Origin of the sequence: Streptomyces sp. Je 1-79 (genome assembly GCF_025195125.1) — a bacterium.
Lineage (GTDB): Bacteria > Actinomycetota > Actinomycetes > Streptomycetales > Streptomycetaceae > Streptomyces.
Genome location: NZ_JAMGSL010000013.1, coordinates 80,974 through 96,777, shown reverse-complemented (window position 1 = coordinate 96,777; position 15,804 = coordinate 80,974). Strand labels below are relative to the sequence as shown.

General features: G+C 72.0%; 15 protein-coding genes. 8 read left to right on the top strand and 7 right to left on the bottom strand.

Features of this window, described 5'->3' with window-relative positions; genetic code table 11:
- Positions 1-6: 6 nt before the first annotated feature.
- The 3 genes from M5362_RS25620 to leuE all read left to right on the top strand — a co-directional run bounded on the left by M5362_RS25620 (position 7) and on the right by leuE (position 3,834).
- A complete protein-coding gene (locus M5362_RS25620; protein WP_260230104.1) occupies positions 7-624 on the top strand; it encodes a hypothetical protein in 618 nt (205 codons plus the stop codon).
- Between the two features lie 1,028 nt (positions 625-1,652).
- Positions 1,653-3,146 (top strand): B12-binding domain-containing radical SAM protein, encoded by a 1,494-nt coding sequence (locus tag M5362_RS25615; RefSeq protein ID WP_260230103.1) that lies wholly within the window; start codon positions 1,653-1,655, stop codon positions 3,144-3,146.
- Positions 3,147-3,180: 34 nt separating this feature from the next.
- Positions 3,181-3,834 (top strand): leucine efflux protein LeuE, encoded by a 654-nt coding sequence (gene leuE / locus M5362_RS25610; RefSeq protein WP_260230102.1) that lies wholly within the window; start codon positions 3,181-3,183, stop codon positions 3,832-3,834.
- A 56-nt stretch (positions 3,835-3,890) separates the two neighbouring features.
- On the opposite strand, the gene M5362_RS25605 is transcribed toward leuE, so the two are convergent.
- The 4 genes from M5362_RS25605 to M5362_RS25590 form a co-directional block, all read right to left on the bottom strand.
- Positions 3,891-4,274, bottom strand: coding sequence for a hypothetical protein (locus M5362_RS25605; RefSeq protein ID WP_260230101.1), 384 nt, complete (start codon positions 4,272-4,274; stop codon positions 3,891-3,893).
- Positions 4,275-4,395: 121 nt separating this feature from the next.
- Positions 4,396-5,916 carry a serine/threonine-protein kinase gene (locus tag M5362_RS25600; RefSeq protein ID WP_260230100.1) on the bottom strand — a complete coding sequence of 507 codons (1,521 nt, stop codon included), beginning with the start codon at positions 5,914-5,916 and terminating at the stop codon, positions 4,396-4,398.
- On the bottom strand, positions 5,913-6,467 hold the full coding sequence (locus tag M5362_RS25595) for a hypothetical protein (protein WP_260230099.1): 555 nt from the start codon (positions 6,465-6,467) through the stop codon (positions 5,913-5,915). The genes M5362_RS25600 and M5362_RS25595 overlap by 4 nt, the downstream gene beginning before the upstream one ends.
- Before the next feature lie 164 nt (positions 6,468-6,631).
- Positions 6,632-8,743 (bottom strand): N-6 DNA methylase, encoded by a 2,112-nt coding sequence (locus M5362_RS25590; protein ID WP_261366405.1) that lies wholly within the window; start codon positions 8,741-8,743, stop codon positions 6,632-6,634.
- A 193-nt stretch (positions 8,744-8,936) separates the two neighbouring features.
- On the opposite strand from M5362_RS25590, the gene M5362_RS25585 reads away from it, so the two are divergent.
- Positions 8,937-9,707, top strand: coding sequence for a DUF4352 domain-containing protein (locus M5362_RS25585; RefSeq protein ID WP_260230097.1), 771 nt, complete (start codon positions 8,937-8,939; stop codon positions 9,705-9,707).
- A gap of 74 nt (positions 9,708-9,781) precedes the next feature.
- A complete protein-coding gene (locus M5362_RS25580) occupies positions 9,782-10,543 on the top strand; it encodes a hypothetical protein (protein WP_260230096.1) in 762 nt (253 codons plus the stop codon).
- A gap of 186 nt (positions 10,544-10,729) precedes the next feature.
- Here the strand turns inward: M5362_RS25580 and M5362_RS25575 are convergent, their stop codons facing one another.
- Positions 10,730-11,476 (bottom strand): N-acetyltransferase, encoded by a 747-nt coding sequence (locus M5362_RS25575; RefSeq protein ID WP_260230095.1) that lies wholly within the window; start codon positions 11,474-11,476, stop codon positions 10,730-10,732.
- A gap of 43 nt (positions 11,477-11,519) precedes the next feature.
- Positions 11,520-12,197, bottom strand: coding sequence for an HNH endonuclease family protein (locus tag M5362_RS25570; RefSeq protein ID WP_374214525.1), 678 nt, complete (start codon positions 12,195-12,197; stop codon positions 11,520-11,522).
- Positions 12,198-12,319: 122 nt separating this feature from the next.
- Here M5362_RS25570 and M5362_RS25565 point away from each other — a divergent pair, with 122 nt between their 5' ends.
- Positions 12,320-12,514, top strand: coding sequence for an antitoxin (locus tag M5362_RS25565; RefSeq protein WP_260230094.1), 195 nt, complete (start codon positions 12,320-12,322; stop codon positions 12,512-12,514).
- Between the two features lie 209 nt (positions 12,515-12,723).
- Here the strand turns inward: M5362_RS25565 and M5362_RS25560 are convergent, their stop codons facing one another.
- Positions 12,724-13,710 carry a hypothetical protein gene (locus M5362_RS25560; RefSeq protein ID WP_260230093.1) on the bottom strand — a complete coding sequence of 329 codons (987 nt, stop codon included), beginning with the start codon at positions 13,708-13,710 and terminating at the stop codon, positions 12,724-12,726.
- 96 nt (positions 13,711-13,806) lie between these two features.
- Here M5362_RS25560 and M5362_RS25555 point away from each other — a divergent pair, with 96 nt between their 5' ends.
- On the top strand, positions 13,807-14,403 hold the full coding sequence (locus tag M5362_RS25555; protein ID WP_260230092.1) for a TetR/AcrR family transcriptional regulator: 597 nt from the start codon (positions 13,807-13,809) through the stop codon (positions 14,401-14,403).
- A 29-nt stretch (positions 14,404-14,432) separates the two neighbouring features.
- Complete coding sequence (locus M5362_RS25550; protein WP_260230091.1) at positions 14,433-15,725, top strand: SGNH/GDSL hydrolase family protein; 1,293 nt, start codon at positions 14,433-14,435, stop codon at positions 15,723-15,725.
- The last annotated feature ends 79 nt before the right edge of the window (positions 15,726-15,804 follow it).

Below are 15,804 nucleotides of genomic sequence, written 5' to 3'. Positions count from 1 at the left end.
GCGGACATGCGATCGAGTCTCTTCCCGAAGTCCTTGTTGTCGGCCGCGCTCGGGGGCGTCGTCGTCCTGGCCGGCTTCGGCGCGCAGAACGCCACCGCCGGTCAGACCTCCATGGTCAACGCCGCCGCGGCGATCGACACCGCGGAGGCGCGGTTCCTCGAGATGGCGGACCTCTTCTCGCAGAGCTGTGCGCCGGACGTCTCCGGCGGCGTCGACGGCGTGGCGTCGACCTCCGTGGCAGCCGCCGCGGCAGCGGAGCCGAGCCCCGACTCCACCCTGCCCATCCTGGTCGACCCGGTGCCGCTGACCTCGACAGAGGAGTGCCTCGCGCAGAGGCACCGCCTGCGCATCAGCAAGGCGTTCTCGGGGACGGACACGGCCACGTACGAGCAGTTGCGGAGCAAGCTGGCGGGCCTGAACTACCCGGCGGCGCGGATCCACCGCATGCCGGACTTCTCGGGTGAGCCCGTGGCAAGGCTCGACCTGCGCGTGGGAGCCGAGCACGTGGCTCTGGAGATCACCGACATCGACACCGGTGTGATGGTCGAGGCGTTCGGCGCTCCGGAGGATGTGAGCGTGACCGAGGTGCGGCTCCAGCCGCGGCTGGACCCGCCCACGTCGTGATGCTCTGCCGACGCTCTCAGGTCACGCTGCGAGCCTTCTCGCCGAGCGTCCGCAGTCGCGGCACCGGCCCGGTCCCGGGGCGCGGAAGGCGCGGTCGCAGTCCTCGCAGGTCTGCATCGGGTCCGGGGCCTGGGGTTTCACCTGGATCGGGAGTGGCGGTGGGAGCAAGGCCGTCAGGCGGTGGGCGAGGAGCCCCGCAGGGTGCCTCAGGTCGTCCGGGAGGCACGCCGTGAGGGTGCGTCGGACGGCGTCCGGTTGGATGCCGAGGGCGAACCAGGCGTCGACGCCGGGGGCCAGTCGCTGGACGTCCCGTACCGACAGCAGCAGGCGGGGTCGCGTGCCCGCAGGCCGAGGAGGAGGTCCGCCGCCGGGCCGTCCGGCAGGCGGAGCGGCGACGCGGGAGGAGATACCGGGGCCCGCTCGGCCCGGGGCCCGGGCTCGGGAGCAGGCGCAGGTTCCGGGCCCTCCGGTTCCGGGCCGTCCGGGTCCCGCTCGGGGCGCTCCGGGCCCTCCGGGTCCGGCTCGGGATCCGGTTCGTCAGGATCGGACCCCGACTCCGCCATCCCCGGGCGGTTGTACGAAACCGTGCGCGTCGCCATCCGTCCGCCCGGCAGGCGTTCGAGGGTCCTGGCGAGATAGCCGTACGCCTCCAGCTCCCGTAACGCGGCGGCGATGAGGAAGGCGAGGCAACACCCTCCGCAACGGAACTCCCAAGCGGCGGTTTCCGGCCAACAGTACGGCGGGGGATTTGGGCGGGAACTCGCCTCGAGCGTCACGGAGCGTAAGGAAGGCCTCGGGAGCGTGGATGGGTCCGGTGGGGCGTTGACCGCCGAATTCCCGGATTCATAACGTCCGCTTTGTTTTCGCGGAGCGGAGATGGCATGCGGAGACGCTTGTGACGCGGGGTCACCCGGACCTGCGTTCGAGTCCCGGAGGATGCGGCCTGAAGGGCCGGGTGGGGTGCTGACAGAGATCGACTTCGCAGTGCACGATCACAGCGCGTCGGACTGGCCCACGAAAGGACATCGATGTCGCTCAAGGTGCTGCTCGCCAACGCCCCCAACCCCACGGCCAACGGAAACGCCTCCAACTACGCCTGCTATCCGCACATCGGTGTCGTCCAGCTCGCCACTGCCGTGCGCGACACCTACGGAGGGCAGGTGGAGCTCCGGGTGGTCGACGGGGGCATCAGCAACACCGCGCAGGTACAGCAGGCCGTCCGGGACTTCGCACCGGACGTCGTCGGGATCAGCGCACTGACGCCGACCTATGGCGAAGCCCTCAAGATCGCGGCCACGGCCAAGCAGGCCGGCGCCCAGGTCGTCCTGGGCGACGACCACGCCGGGTTCTTCCCCGAGCTGATCCTGGACAACAGGCCCGAGATCGACTACATCGTCGCCAACGACGTCGGCGAGACGCCGTTCGTCGAACTCATCGGCACCCTGATCCAGGGTTGCCCCGTGACCGGCGTCTCCTCACTCGTACACCGTCGTGACGGCGTCGCCGTGCGCAACCCCGCACCCCAGTACGCCCTCACCGACCGCAACACGATCCCCGACCTCGGATTCATACGCGACGAACTCGACATCTACGCCGAGAACTACCGCGAGCAGTTCGGGCACCTCCACAGCCACAAGGTCATCCCCATCACCGTCAACAACGCCCGTGGCTGCGAGAACGGGTACAAGCGCTGCACGTACTGCAGCATCGCCGACCTCAGGGTCAACACCGGCGATCCGCGCGGCTTCTGGAAGGCCATCGATGTCTACAACCGGGAATTCGGCATCAACCTCTTCTTCGAGGTGTACGACAGCTTCACGGCCAGCCCCCGGTACGTCGACGCCCTGATCGACGCCACTCCCCCGCATCTGCGCCGGCGCATCGACAACGGCGAACTCGAAGTCATGGTCTACGCCCGGGCGCTCGGCCTCACCAAGCGCAACAACGTCGACAAGTGCCGCCGCCTCGGGGTCACCCGCGTCAACATCGGCCTTGACGCCGCCGACCCGGAGATGCTGGAGGCCCAGCGGAAGAACAAGACCACCGACGCCACCAACCTGGAGGCCATCCGGATGCTCAACAAGGCCGGGATCTCCGTGCACGCCTCTTACATCGCCGGAGCGCCCGGCGAGCGAGCCCGGACCCTGGACCGGACCATCGACGGGATCCGCCAGATGCTCGGCGAGGTGGAGCTGTCCTCCGTGGAGTTCTCGCGGTTCATACCGCTGCCGAACAGCCCCGCCTGGGACCTCCTCGTCGACTACGAACGGCCCAACTTCTTCAAGGACAGTGCCGACATCGACGCGTACCTGTCGGGCCTGGACATCACCATCACCCCGGAGCGGCGCGCCGAACTGTACGACCGCTTCGGCGAGGAGGACCTCCTCGACATCGAGGAGCTCGCCGCCGCCTGGGCCGAGAACTTCACGCACATCACCGAGGAGTACGCGCTGCGTAGGATCGCGGACGTGGACGAACTCGTCACCGCGCACAACGTGCGTACCGGCAACAACGTCGGATGACCGCCGCGGGCGGACCGGACGGAAGGAGATGTCGATGCTGGGAGTAACCAACCTCTCCACCTATGCCCTGGGGACCCTCCTCATCATTCTTCTCCCGGGCCCCAGTTCGCTGTACACCCTGTCCGTGGCCGCCCGCCGAGGGGTTAGGACCGGATACCGCGCCGCGGCGGGCGTCTTCGTCGGAGAGGCTCTGCTGATGGTCGGTACCGCGGCCGGGCTCGCCTCGCTGCTGCGTACCAACGCGCTGATCTTCTCGGTCATCAAATACGCCGGGGCCGGTTACCTCGGCTGGATCGCGCTGGGGATGATCCGCGCGGCCTGGGGGATGTGGCGCGGCCGCCATCACCCGGTGGAGACGGAAACGGCGGACACGGGTGGGGGCCGGGACGAGCGGCCCTTCCGGCGCTCGCTGGTGATCACCCTGCTCAATCCGAAGGCGATCCTCTTCTTCATCTCCTTCTTCGTGCAGTTCGTGGACCCGGCCTATCCGCATCCGGCCCTGTCGTTCGCCCTGCTCGCCGTGATCTACCAGGTGATCAGCGTGAGCTACGTGACGGTACTCATCCTGGGCGGCACCTACCTCTCCGCGCAGTTCCGCCGCCGCAGGAGGCTGTCCGCCGGGCTGACGAGCGGCGCCGGGGCACTGTTCCTCGGGTTCGCCGCCAAGCTCGCGACCACCGACGGCTGACACGCACGGAGGGCCGGACCCCGCCGGGTCCGGCCCTCCGACTACTTCACGACCCGTTACTTGACGGGGTTCAGGCAGAGCACGAACTTGTCCGACTCCAGCTGCTGCGCGAGCGCGACCTCGCTCACGTCACCGCACTTCTCGACGTCGAAGGTGTCGTCGACGACCTTGACGACCTTGTAGAGGTCGGGCACCTTCTCGCCGCACGGCTTGCTCTCGACCTCGGGGTCGGTGTCGGAGCCGGTCACCGTCACGCACTCGCCGGCCTTCGCGTGCACGGGCGCCTCGCCGGTGAGGTAGGGGAGGCCGAGCCTCCAGAACAGGATCGCGGCGATCGCCACGACGATGCTCAGGAGCGTCTTGCCTATGTTGCGCTTCTTCTTCGCCGGCTCGGCGGGCGCGAGGGGCTGCTCGGGGGAGGCGGGCGGCTGGGTCGTCATGAAGGATTCCTTGGGGACGTGAGCATGATCAGACGCGAACGCTACATCGCCCCCAACGGGCAAATCGGACCCGGAAGATCCACTTCCCGATCAGTTGTGGAGTCGTGATTCTGGCGCCCCGTCAGGCGAAACGCCCCATCTGCTGCTGGCGTGCCAACGCGCGCCTCAGATCCGTCGGAAGCGCGTGGTACGGGCCGTACGCCCGCTCCGTGTCGTAGAGCAGCGCCTGGAGCTGCTGGTGGGCCGCGGTGTGGTCGCCCATCGCCAGGAGCAGGTTCCCGATCCGGCGGCGGATGTCGAAGAACCGGGCCTGGTCCGCGCCGTGTTCGACGAACGGGAGCAGCGCGCGGTACTCCGTGAGCGCGGCGGCCGTCTCCCCCAGCTGCTCCAGACACTGGGCCGCCTCGTAGCGGAACTGCAGGGTCTGCGGGTCGGCCGGGCCGGCCTCCGCCGCGCGGTCCTCCGCGAGGCGGCGCAGCTCCGGCAGGGCGCGGCGGTACTGGCCGTCGTCCATGAGGGTCGTCGCGTACTGCTTGCGCAGGATGCGGACGACGGACGAGTGCTCGCCGTGCTCGGCGGCGGCCGCGGGCAGGATGGAGCCGAGGAGGTCGACGGCCCGCGTGAGGGAGCCCTCCCCGAGGAGCCGCTTGACCTCGTCGACCGTGGCGGCCACGTCCGGGCGCGCGACGGGCGGGGTGACCGGCGGCGCGACCGGCGGGGGCGGGACGGAGGCCCGGTCGGGCCAGGGGGCGTGCGGGCGCAGGAAGGGACGGGTCGGGTCGAGCGGCCCGGCGGGGGCCCCGCGCGCGGGGAGCATCGGCAGCAGCGCCTCGTACACCTCGTGCGCACTGGAGGGGCGGTGCTGCGGGTCCTTGGACAGCAGCCGCAGCACGAGCGCCTCCAGGGCCTCCGGCACCTCGGGGCGCAGCTGGCGGACCGGCAGCGGCGGCTCGTACAGGTGGCGGTGGAGCACACCGAGCGCGGTCGACCCGGCGAAGGGGACGTTGCCGCTGAGCAGTTCGTGGAGCAGGACACCGAGCGCGTACAGGTCGGTGTACGGGCCGACGGCGCCGCCCATGGCCTGCTCGGGCGCCATGTAGGCCGGGCTGCCGATCGGCGAGCCCGTGTGGGTGAGGCGGGTGGTGTCGGTGTCCAGGACGGAGGCGACGCCGAGGTCGAGGACGGTGACGGTGCCCTCGGGGCGCACCATCACGTTGCGCGGCTTCAGGTCGCGGTGGACGATCGGCACCGCGTGCACGGCGGCGAGCACCGCGCACAGCTGGGCGGCGACCGAGACGGCCCACTCCCAGGGGTACGGGTCGTGCTCGGCGAGATGGTCGGCGAGGTCCGCGCCCTCGACGTACTGCATCACGAGGTAGAGGTCGTCGCCGTCGCTGCCGGCGTCGTGGACGGTGACCAGGCCGGGGTGGTCGACCTGCGCCGTGACCCGGCACTCGCGCACGAAGCGGCGCCGCAGCTCCTCCGCGGCGGTTGCCGGGCCGGTCATGGTGGCGGGGCGGAGCAGCTTGACGGCGACACGGCGGTCGAGCCGGCCGTCGTACGCCGTCCAGACCTGGCCCATGCCGCCCTGGCCGATGACGGTGGACAGTTCGTACCGGCCGCCGATGACGCGTCCGTTCACTTCCCCTCGTCCTTGCGGAGAAGGTTGCTGAGCTCGTCCAGCTCGGCCCGGACCTGGTCGATCCGGGGACCGGGCTGCGGGTTCTGGACCGGCGGCGTCGGCGTCGGCGTCGACTGCGGTCGCGGCGGCTGGTGGGGCTGCGGCTGGTGTGGCTGCTGCTGTTGCTGTTGCGGCGGGGCCACGGGCTGGGGCGGGACCGCGGCCGACGGGTAGCCGTAGCCGGTCTGGGGCCGCGGCACCGTCGTCCCGTACGGGCTGTACGGGGCGGGGGCCGACGGCGCGAGGCCGAGGCGGACCTTGTCGTGCCGGATGTCGACGACCAGGAAGTAGACGGTGAACGCCGTCGCGTTGAGGAGGATCAGACCCATGGCGATGTCCGCCTGCGTCGTCTCGATGTCCTCCGGCAGCAGGATCATGCCCGTGATCATGACGGCCGCGGAGACCCCGCACAGGATCCAGTCGCGCGTGCGGCGGGTCACGACGGCGAGCCGGATCATCGTCCCCCACGTCAGGAACCCGATGCTGAACAGCGGCAGCATCGCGAAGAGCACGCGGAGCACGATCACCGACGCCGGAACGGCACGCGAGGGTGGCGGTGGCACATAGCCGTGGCCGTACATTCCTGCTCCTGGGCACTGGGGTCGGTTGCGAAGACGAGCGTATACACCGACAGCGACAACGGCCCCAGGGTTGTACCGAACCGTTGCCGGACCGATCAGGGCGCCACCGTTCCGTCCGCGAGACCGTCGTACAGCCCCTGCACCAGCTGTTCGCCGAGCCGCCCGGCGAGCCGCAGGGCGCCCTCGAACTCGGCGAGTGCCCTGAACCGCTCTCCGTACCGCTGCTGTTCGGTGAGCGGCAGCCTCGGGAGCTGGAGACGGCGGACGTCGAGCCGGGTGGCGGTGGAGGCGTAGCTGCTGGCCTGGCGGGTGTTGGCGGTGCCGCGGAGGAAGCCGGCCAGGAACCAGGGGTCGAGCGCGGCCGGGTCGGGGCGCAGGAGCTGGAGGTTGCGGCCGAGGGCGGCGCCGGCGGTGGCGGCGTCGACGACCCGGGCGAGGGAGCCGCCGCCGAGGACGGGGACGACCACATCGCCTTCGGCGAGGAGGACGGGCTCCTCGGGCACGCCGTCGGGGAGGGAGCCGGAGGGCGGCTGGGCGGCGAAGACGTCGTTCTCCGTAAGGACTCGGACGGGACTTCCGGGTGCGGGGAAGGAGAGGGTGCCGGTGCCGCCCGCACGCAGTTCGAGGGCGCCGGTACGGGCCAGTTCGCCGACGGTCACGCCGGTGGGCCGGGCGGCCGCGGCCGGGTCGGCGGCGGTGTCGGCGGGCAGGGCGGGGGGCGGCGTGAGGGCGACCGTACGGCCCAGGGTCTCGGCCAGCCGGTCGCGGACCGCGAGGAGTTCGCCGGCGCCGCCGCCCGCGGCCGGGGGCGGCAGATGGCGGGCGGGAGCCAGGTCGACGTCGTCGTCGAGGAGTTCGATGACGGGCACGGCCCGGCTCGCGCCGGGGGTCTCGGTGACGGTGCCGTTCCTGTCGAAGGGCAGCCACGCGTCCAGTACGGCGGTGTGGACCGCCTGCCAGTCGAGCTTGTCGCGGCCCGCGGCGCCGGTGTGGTCGGCGGTGGTGTCGACGACGAGGAGTTCCGGGGAGGGGGTGACGCCGGGGGCCGGCTTGCGCAGCACCCACAGGTGGAGCGGGATGCCGTACGGCGGGGCCGCCCCGGCGGGCAGGGCGACCACGGCCCGCAGCGCGCCCCTGCGCAGGAGGTCGGCGCGGATGCGGCGGCCGGACCGGCGGGAGGCGGCGGCGGGAGGCATGAGCAGGACGGCGGTGCCGCCGGGGCGGAGCCGTGCCAGGGCGTGCTGGACCCAGGCCAGTTCGGATTCCGTACGGGCCGGGAAGCCGTACTCCCAGCGGGGGTCGTAGGCCAGTTCGTCGTGGCCCCAGTTGCGCTCGTTGAACGGCGGGTGGCAGAGCACGGTGTCCGCCGTGAGGTGCGGGAAGGCGTCGGCGCGCAGGCTGTCGCCGGTCCGTACGCGGACGTCGGCGTCGGAGGCGAGGGCGAGACGCAGCGCGGTGAGCGCGGCCAGGTCGGGGTCGGCGTCCTGGCCGTGCAGGGCGCCGGGGTGGTCGACGGCGCGGAGCAGGGTGCCGGTGCCTGAGGCGGGGTCGAGGACGGTGGGGCGGGGGCCCGCGCCGGGGGCGGCGAGGGCGGCCATCAGGGCGGCGGGGCCGGGCGGGGTCAGCGTGTACTGGCGCGGGTTGGCGTCGAGGTGACGGCCGAGCAGGAACTCGAAGGCCTGGCGGGCCCCGGTCTCCGCGGCGAGTTCGGCGGCCCCCCGCAGCAGGGGCACGGCGGGGGCCAGTTCGCCCGCGGTGGGGGTACGCACGGCCCTCTCGGCGCCGAAGCGTTCGGTGAGGACCTCTTCCAGGGCGACCGGCAGGGTCTCGGCGAGGCGCTCGTCCGAGACGGCGGCGAGCTTCGGCCAGGCGGTGGAGCGGTCCCGTACGAGCAGCAGGGCGCAGCCGGCCTGGACGAGGGCGGTGACGGCGCCCGCCGGATGGCCGGCGATCTGCTGCCAGACGCGCTCCCGCAGGGGTACCTCCGCGAGCTTGCCCTGGGCCCGGAGCCAGCGCTCGACGTCGGCGAGGGCGAAGGAGGGGCTGGTCTCCGTGCCGCCGACGGGGCGGGGGAAGTCGGCGTGGCGGCGGCGCCAGTTGCTCACGGCGGCCCGGCCGACTCCGGCGAGCCGGGCGATCCCGGCCGCGGTCACCTCTGCTGCGTGCTCCGGCACCTGGCTGCCTCCTCTTGGTTTCCCGCACGTCATCCCCGTGTCCCGTGCTGTGGCGCCGATCCTACCGATGAACGCAAGCCCCACCCCTTCACAGCGTGAGCCGATTCAATTTCCGTGAACCGTGTTGACTCGGTTCACAGCCTCTGCTGTTATTGATCCATCGCTCCACGGGGTCTGCGAGGGCCCTGATCAACCATCGACGCGTCATGTCCGGAGGACACCACCCATGTCGTACGACACCCAGACCCCGCAGGCGCCGCACGTGGCCATGCGCAACGGGCTCGGCACCGCGGCCCTCACCCTCGGCATCATCGGCACGGTCGCCGGTGTCATCCCGCTCTTCTTCTGGCTGGCCGGCCTCCTGGGCCTGATCGCGCTGATCCTCGGCCTGGTGGGCCGGGGCCGGGTGAAGCGGGGCGAGGCGAACAACAAGGGCGTGACGACGACCGGCGTGGTCCTCGGCCTCGCGGCCCTGGTCCTCTCGGTGGTGGGCGCGGTGATCACCTACACGGTCGTGAGCGACGTGGTCGACGCGGTCGAGGAGGCCGCGCCGAAGGATCCGTCGGGCGGCACGGACAAGGGGGGCGCCGCCAAGGGGGACGTCGGCAAGGGCCTCGCGGCCGGTGACACCGCGATCTACGACGACCTGAAGGTCACGGTCTCGGAGGCGAAGGCGTACAAGCCCAGCGAGTTCGCCGCCGGCCACACCGAGGGCAACAAGGCGTACCAGGTGACCGTGGTCATCGAGAACGGCGGCAAGGAGAAGTTCGACGCCACGCTCGCGACGCTGACCGCCCGCGCGGGCAAGGACGGCGTGACCGCCGAGCAGGTCTTCGACGAGAAGGTCGGCACGGGCTTCAGCGGCACGATCCTGCCCGGCAAGAAGTCGACGGTCGTCTTCGCCTTCGACACCCCCAAGGACGCGAAGAACCTCTCCGTCGAGGTCAGCCCCGGCCTGGAGCACGAGGCCTCCCAGTGGGAGCTGAAGGTCGGCTGACCCTCCCCCCGCCCCGCCCCCACCCCCACCTCTTCGTACGCCCGTGACCCCCGCCCCACCCCGGAGAACCCACCATGACTGCCGCCCGCCACACCCGAACCCGCCGCACGGCCCTGGCCTCCGCGCTCTGCGCCGTCGTCGCACTCGGCGCCACCGCCTGCGGGCCCTTCTCCGACGACGCCAAGGCCTCCGGGCCCTTCGGGGACCTGAGCGGGACCCAGATAGCCGACAGGGCGATCACCGCGACGAAGAAGGCCGACTCCCTGACCCTCGACCTCGCCACGAAGACGACCGACGGGCCGATGAAGGCCTACCTGGCGATGGACACCCGCGGAAAGTGCGCCGGCACCCTGACGGTCGGCACGACGGGCACGGCCGAACTGATCAAGGCCGACGACAAGGACGTCTACCTCCGCTTCGACGAGGCGTTCCTGCGGGCACAGGCCGAGGGCGAGCCGGCCGAGGTCCAGGAGGCGGTCCTCAAGGAGCTCAAGGGTCGCTGGGTGAAGACGCCGGTGACGGACCCGGACGCCAAGGACAACCTCGAACTCTGCGACCTGACGGCCCTCCTCGGCGAATTCGAGGCGGGAACCGCCTTCGCGGTCAAGGGCAAGGAGACGACCGTGGGCGGCAGGAAGGCGCTGACGCTCACGGAGAAGGCCGGCGGCGAGACGACGACCGTCTACGTGGCGACGGAGGGCGAGCCGTACATCCTGAAGATCGTATCGGCGGGCGGCGAGGAGCCGGGGACGATGACGTTCACCGACTACGGCAAGCCGGTCGAGGCGAAGGTGCCGGCGAAGAAGGACGTCGTGGACGAGGAGAAGACCGGCTGACGGCACGGGCGGAAACGACGAGGGTGTGAGGGCCGCGGGGGCCGTCACACCCTTCACGCCGTTCACGGACGGGGGCGGTTCACGGGCGGCCCGCGGGTTCCCGGGGGCGCGTTTCACAGGCGGCCCGCGGTTCACAGTCAGCCCGCGGGTTCACAAGGGGTCAAGGGGGCGCAATCGGGCCGCGGTTCACAGTCGGTGGCGGACCCAGACGTTCGGTTCGACGTAGACGGCGTAGCCGCGGGAGGCCTCGCAGTGCACCGGGACCAGCGCGCCCTCGACCTCCACCGGGCCGTCCGTGTCGAACGGCAGCCCGGTCCAGGCGCGCCACTGCTCCACGGATGCGCCGACCGTCATCGAGGCCGGGGCCACCGCCTCCACCGTGGCGCCCGCCCGGACGTGGACGCGCAGCCACGGGTCGTGGGGCAGTCCGTCCGCCTCACGCGTACGGAAGGCGTACTCGTGGATGGAGGACGCGGCCTCCAGGTGCTTGCCGTTGGGGCGGACGGGGGCGACGACCTCCGAGAAGCCGAGCCGACGGGCGTTGTCCCGCATGGCGCCGAGCATCTTCGCCGAGATCCCCTTGCCGAGCGCGCTCGTGTCCACGGTGACCTCGATCGCGCTGACCGTGTCGGGCACGCGCCCGTGACGCCGGTCGGAGAACGCCCAGAGGAGCACCTGGTCCCAGCCGGTCGCGGGCAGTTCGCCCCGGCCCTCGGCATGGAGCTGGAAGGGGACGCTGAGCGCACGGGCGACGACCGTGCCCGCGGGGTCGGTGGCGACGAGGACGTACTCCGGCAGTTCCGCGACGATCCGGCCGTAGTGGGACCAGCCCACCGGGTCGTTGACCGTGAACTCCGGCCAGAGGTCCTTCATCGCCCACATCGCGCCTTCGAGTTCGGGGCGCTCCGCGAGGGTCGTTATGTTCAGCTCCATGGGAGCGGAGGCTAACGACTGTTCGCGCAGGTGAGGAAATGATTTACGGCAGCTTCTGGTCCGGGCAGCCGCCGAGGACCCGCTTCATCGCGTCGCGCTCGCCCCGGGTGACCCAGACCCCGTACTTCTTCTTCACGGCGACCTGCGCGGCGACGTACGTGCAGCGGTACGCCTTGTTCGGCGGCAGCCAGGTCGCCGCGTCCCCGTCGGACTTGCGGCGGTTGGCGGAGGAGTCGACGGCGAGCAGGTTGAGCGGATCGTTGGCGAACCGGCGCCGCTTCTCCGCGTCCCACTTCTGCGCACCCTTCTGCCAGGCGTCGGAGAGCGCGACGAGATGGTCGATGTCGACCTTGCTGCGGCCTCGTACGAAGTCGACGCGGTCGCCTGTGTACGGGTCGTCGGCGAGGACCCCGGTGGCGACCTTGCAGCGGTCGTCCTTGAAGCGGACGTCCGCGAGGTCGCGCTTGAGGATGTCGTCGCGGGTCCCGCAGCCGTTGCCGTCGACATCGGCCCAGGCCCGGCCGAACTTCTCCCGTTCGTAGCCGGACTTGGGTGCGCGGCCCTTGACGGTGAGCGTGTCCACGGCGGCGAGCGCGGAGCCTCGCGCACCGGGCGCGCCCTCGGACGCGGAGCCGTCAGGGACCGTCGTACAGCCGGAGGTTATGAGGACCGCGGAGGCGAGGGCGGCGGCGAGGGCGGAGGTCCTGCGGTAGCTGGGCACGCGGGGATCCTAGCCAGACCCCGCGTGGTCCAGACCACTAAGCCGCCCGACGCGCGGAATCGACAGGGGGCGCGTAGCGTCGAATGAGCGGTTTATCCCCTTTCAAAGGAGTCGCTCACATCATGGGGATCATGGACAAGCTCAAGGGCATGATGGGCCAGCACCCGGACAAGGCCCAGCAGGGTGTCGAACGCAGCGGCGACATGCTCGACCAGAAGACCGGCGGCAAGCACGCCGGCAAGGTCGACCAGGGCCAGCAGAAGGCACAGGAGTACATCGACAAGCAGCGGGGACAGGACCAGCCCCCGACACCCTGACGACTCCGCCACACAGCTCCGGCCGTGGGGTGCGCCGCGCGCGCGTCCCACGGCCGCGCTGCGTTCGGGCGCCCCCCACGGCCGTGGGGGCGCCGCCCCCACGGCCGCGGTGGCTTCGGACACGGTCCGCACGGCCGCGGTGGCTTCGGACATGGCCCCCGCCGAGCCGTCGCCCGCCCCACCGCCGAGCCGGGTTCCGGCGTCCGGTCTCAGACCTTGCCGATTCCCAGGGTGTTCTCGGTCGGCAGCAGACCTGAGCCGAGGGCGGCGAGCCAGGGCTCGCCGAGGAGTTCGGCGAGGCGGGCCGTGGAGTCCGGGCCGAGGGCGGCCCAGGGGGCGGCGGCCAGTTCGTCCGTACGCCGTTCCACCTCCGCCCGCAGGGCACGGCCGGCCTCGGTGGCCGTGCCGTCACCGGCGTCGAGGAGGCCACGGGCGGCCAGCCGGGCGCGGGCGGCGGACCAGTCGGCCTCGCTCCAGCCACGACTGGCGAAGGTCGCCTCGGAGGCCGCCCCGACGGCCGCGAAGGAGACCAGGGACTCGACCGGGTCGAGCCCGGCGGCCAGGAGCGCCGCGAGATGGCCGTCGCCGCGGTGCTCGCGCAGGATCGTCGCGGCCTGCCAGAGGACCAGGTGCGGCGCGTCGGGCCAGGGCAGCTCGGCATGGGCGGCGGCGAGCGGCCGCCCGGCCGTCACGGCGGCCTCGGCGGCGCGCCGCGCGAGCACGGCCGCCTCGGCGATCCCCGGGCCCCCGACGAGCTCCGGCCCGCGACGGCCTCCATCGCCCCCATCACCCCCGTCGCCCCCGGCCAGGCCGTCCCCGGCCACCCCGCCCCCGCTCTCCGCCTTGCCGAACACCGAGCGGTAGGTGCGGTCGACGGCGCGCAGCCGCGCGGCGAGGACGTCGGCGGGGGCGGCCGTCCGCCAGATCCCGGGCACGTACCGGGCCACCATCTCCGGGCTGAAGCTGTAGAACGCCGAGGCGATCCGCTCGGCCCCGGCCGGGCCGAGGGGCGCGGCGCGCCAGGCGAAGTACGAGGGCCAGCGCTCCGTGACGTCGTAGCCGAGCGCGCGGGCCTCGTCGAAGGCCTCGGGGGCGTAGTAGACGAGCGCGTGCAGGGGCTCGATCAGGTGCCACATCTGCCGTACGCGGCCGGGCTCCACGGCCCCCGGGGCCTCCACGCTCATGTCCGTGTTCATCTCCGCCTCCTTCACCGACAGTCATCTTGACACCGACTAGATTGCTCCCAGTCCCACGAACTTGTCAATGCCTAGATTCCGCGTAGGCTGCTGTCCATGAGCAGTGGGCGCACCTATCACCACGGTGACCTGCGGCAGGCGGTACTCACCGCCGCCGTGGACGTCATCTCCACCGACGGCCCGTCCGCGCTGAGCCTGCGCGACCTCGCGCGTCGCGCGGGGGTCTCGCACGCGGCGCCGGCCCATCACTTCAAGGACCGCGCGGGCCTTCTGACCGCCGTCGCGGCCGAGGGCTTCGACCTGCTCGCGGAGGCGCTCGGCGAGGCGGAGGACCTGAAGGACGCGGGAGTGCGTTACGTACGTTTCGCCACCGAACACCCGGCGCACTTCCAGGTGATGTTCCAGCCGGACCTGCACCGGCCCGACGACCCGGAGCTGCTCGCCGCCAAGGAACGGGCCGGGGACCGGCTCCGCGCGGGGGTCGCCTCCGTCGACGGCCGGGGGCCCGACCCGCGCCTCGCGGGCGTCGCGGCCTGGTCCCTCGCCCACGGTTTCGCGACGCTGCTGCTCAGCCACAACCTGGTGGGGCCGGTCGGCGACCGGAACCCCGAAGAGGTCTTCCGCACGCTCGCCGGCCTGCTGTTCGCGGCCGAGGCCACGTCACCGCCAGGAGACGAACGACCCACGGAATAACCGGAGTCCAGCTCCGATTGACCACAGGCATGACCATCACGACCACGCCCACGCCCACGACCACGACCGCCTTACGCCGCGCCGCCGTCGCCGCCATGACAGCCGCCGCCCTGACGGCGCTCCCCCTCGCCGGCAGCTCCGTGGCATCGGAGCACCGGCCCGACCACGGCACATGGCGCGGCGCCTGGGCCACCTCGCCCCACGCCCCGACCGCCCCCCTGGGCCCCAACTGGTCCCAGCAGGGCTTCTCGAACCACACCGTCCGCCAGGTCGTCCGGGTCACCACCGGCGGCACCAAGGCCCGGATCGAACTCTCCAACCGCCACGGCACGACCCCCCTGCGGATCACCGGCGCGACCGTGGCCCGCACGGACAAGGGCGCCTCGGTGAAGGCCGGTTCCGTCCGGCAGCTGTCCTTCGGCAAGGGGCGCTCGGTCACGATTCCCGCAGGCGGAACGGCCCTGAGCGACGGCGTACCGTTCCCGGTGAAGGCGCTGGAGTCGGTGACGGTCACCCTCTACCTGGCCGCGCCCACCGGACCGGCCACCTTCCACCACTTCGCCTCCGCCACCAGCTACCGCGCGGACGGCGACCACCGCTCCGACCGCGACGGGACCGCCTTCACGGAGAGCAGCGAGTCCTGGTACTACCTCACCGGCGTCGAGGTGAGCGGCGGCGCCCAAGCCCGCCGGGACGGCATCGTGACGTTCGGCGACTCCATCACCGACGGCGTCGGCTCGGTACCGGACGCGAACAACCGCTACCCCGACGAGCTGGCCGAGCGCCTCGCCGCCGCGGGGAAGCCGCGGAGCGTCCTCAACCACGGCATCGGCGGCAACCAGGTCACCAACGACACGACCTGGGCGGGCGAGAAGGGCATCGAGCGCTTCAAGAAGGACGTTCTCAGCGAACCCGGCGTGCGGACGGTCATCCTCCTCGAAGGCATCAACGACTTCGGCGGCAGCCTCGCGAACGGCGTCGTCGCCCCCACCCCCGAGGTCTCGGTCGAGCAGCTCGTCCAGGGCCACCGCTCACTGATCCGCCAGGCCCACGCCAAGGGCATCAAGGTCGTCGGCGCGACGCTGACCCCGGTCGAGGGCTCCTTCTACGACACCCCGGCCGTCGAGGCCAAGCGGGACGCCTTCAACCACTGGGTCCGCACCTCCGGCGCCTACGACGCCGTGGTCGACTTCGACCGCGCCGTCGCCGACCCGGCCGACCCGGACCGCATCCTCCCCGCCTACGACTCCGGCGACCACCTGCACCCGGGCGACGCCGGGTACAGGGCGATGGCCGAGGCGCTCGACCTCGACGCGCTGTAGGACACGGAGCCTGTAGGACACGGATCCGGGGCCGGCCACGACCGGCCCCGGACCGACCCGGGCCCCAGCCCGGCCACGA

What these genes read in the sequence shown, in the direction of transcription:
- M5362_RS25560 (WP_260230093.1), bottom strand. Translation starts at nt 13,710, where the DNA reads ATGAACACGGACATGAGCGTGGAGGCCCCGGGGGCCGTGGAGCCCGGC.
- M5362_RS25565 (WP_260230094.1), top strand. Translation starts at nt 12,320, where the DNA reads ATGGGGATCATGGACAAGCTCAAGGGCATGATGGGCCAGCACCCGGAC.
- M5362_RS25580 (WP_260230096.1), top strand. Translation starts at nt 9,782, where the DNA reads ATGACTGCCGCCCGCCACACCCGAACCCGCCGCACGGCCCTGGCCTCC.
- M5362_RS25590 (WP_261366405.1), bottom strand. Translation starts at nt 8,743, where the DNA reads ATGACGTGCGGGAAACCAAGAGGAGGCAGCCAGGTGCCGGAGCACGCA.
- M5362_RS25605 (WP_260230101.1), bottom strand. Translation starts at nt 4,274, where the DNA reads ATGACGACCCAGCCGCCCGCCTCCCCCGAGCAGCCCCTCGCGCCCGCC.
- M5362_RS25550 (WP_260230091.1), top strand. Translation starts at nt 14,433, where the DNA reads ATGACCATCACGACCACGCCCACGCCCACGACCACGACCGCCTTACGC.
- leuE (WP_260230102.1), top strand. Translation starts at nt 3,181, where the DNA reads ATGCTGGGAGTAACCAACCTCTCCACCTATGCCCTGGGGACCCTCCTC.
- M5362_RS25555 (WP_260230092.1), top strand. Translation starts at nt 13,807, where the DNA reads ATGAGCAGTGGGCGCACCTATCACCACGGTGACCTGCGGCAGGCGGTA.
- M5362_RS25585 (WP_260230097.1), top strand. Translation starts at nt 8,937, where the DNA reads ATGTCGTACGACACCCAGACCCCGCAGGCGCCGCACGTGGCCATGCGC.
- M5362_RS25620 (WP_260230104.1), top strand. Translation starts at nt 7, where the DNA reads ATGCGATCGAGTCTCTTCCCGAAGTCCTTGTTGTCGGCCGCGCTCGGG.
- M5362_RS25615 (WP_260230103.1), top strand. Translation starts at nt 1,653, where the DNA reads ATGTCGCTCAAGGTGCTGCTCGCCAACGCCCCCAACCCCACGGCCAAC.
- M5362_RS25575 (WP_260230095.1), bottom strand. Translation starts at nt 11,476, where the DNA reads ATGGAGCTGAACATAACGACCCTCGCGGAGCGCCCCGAACTCGAAGGC.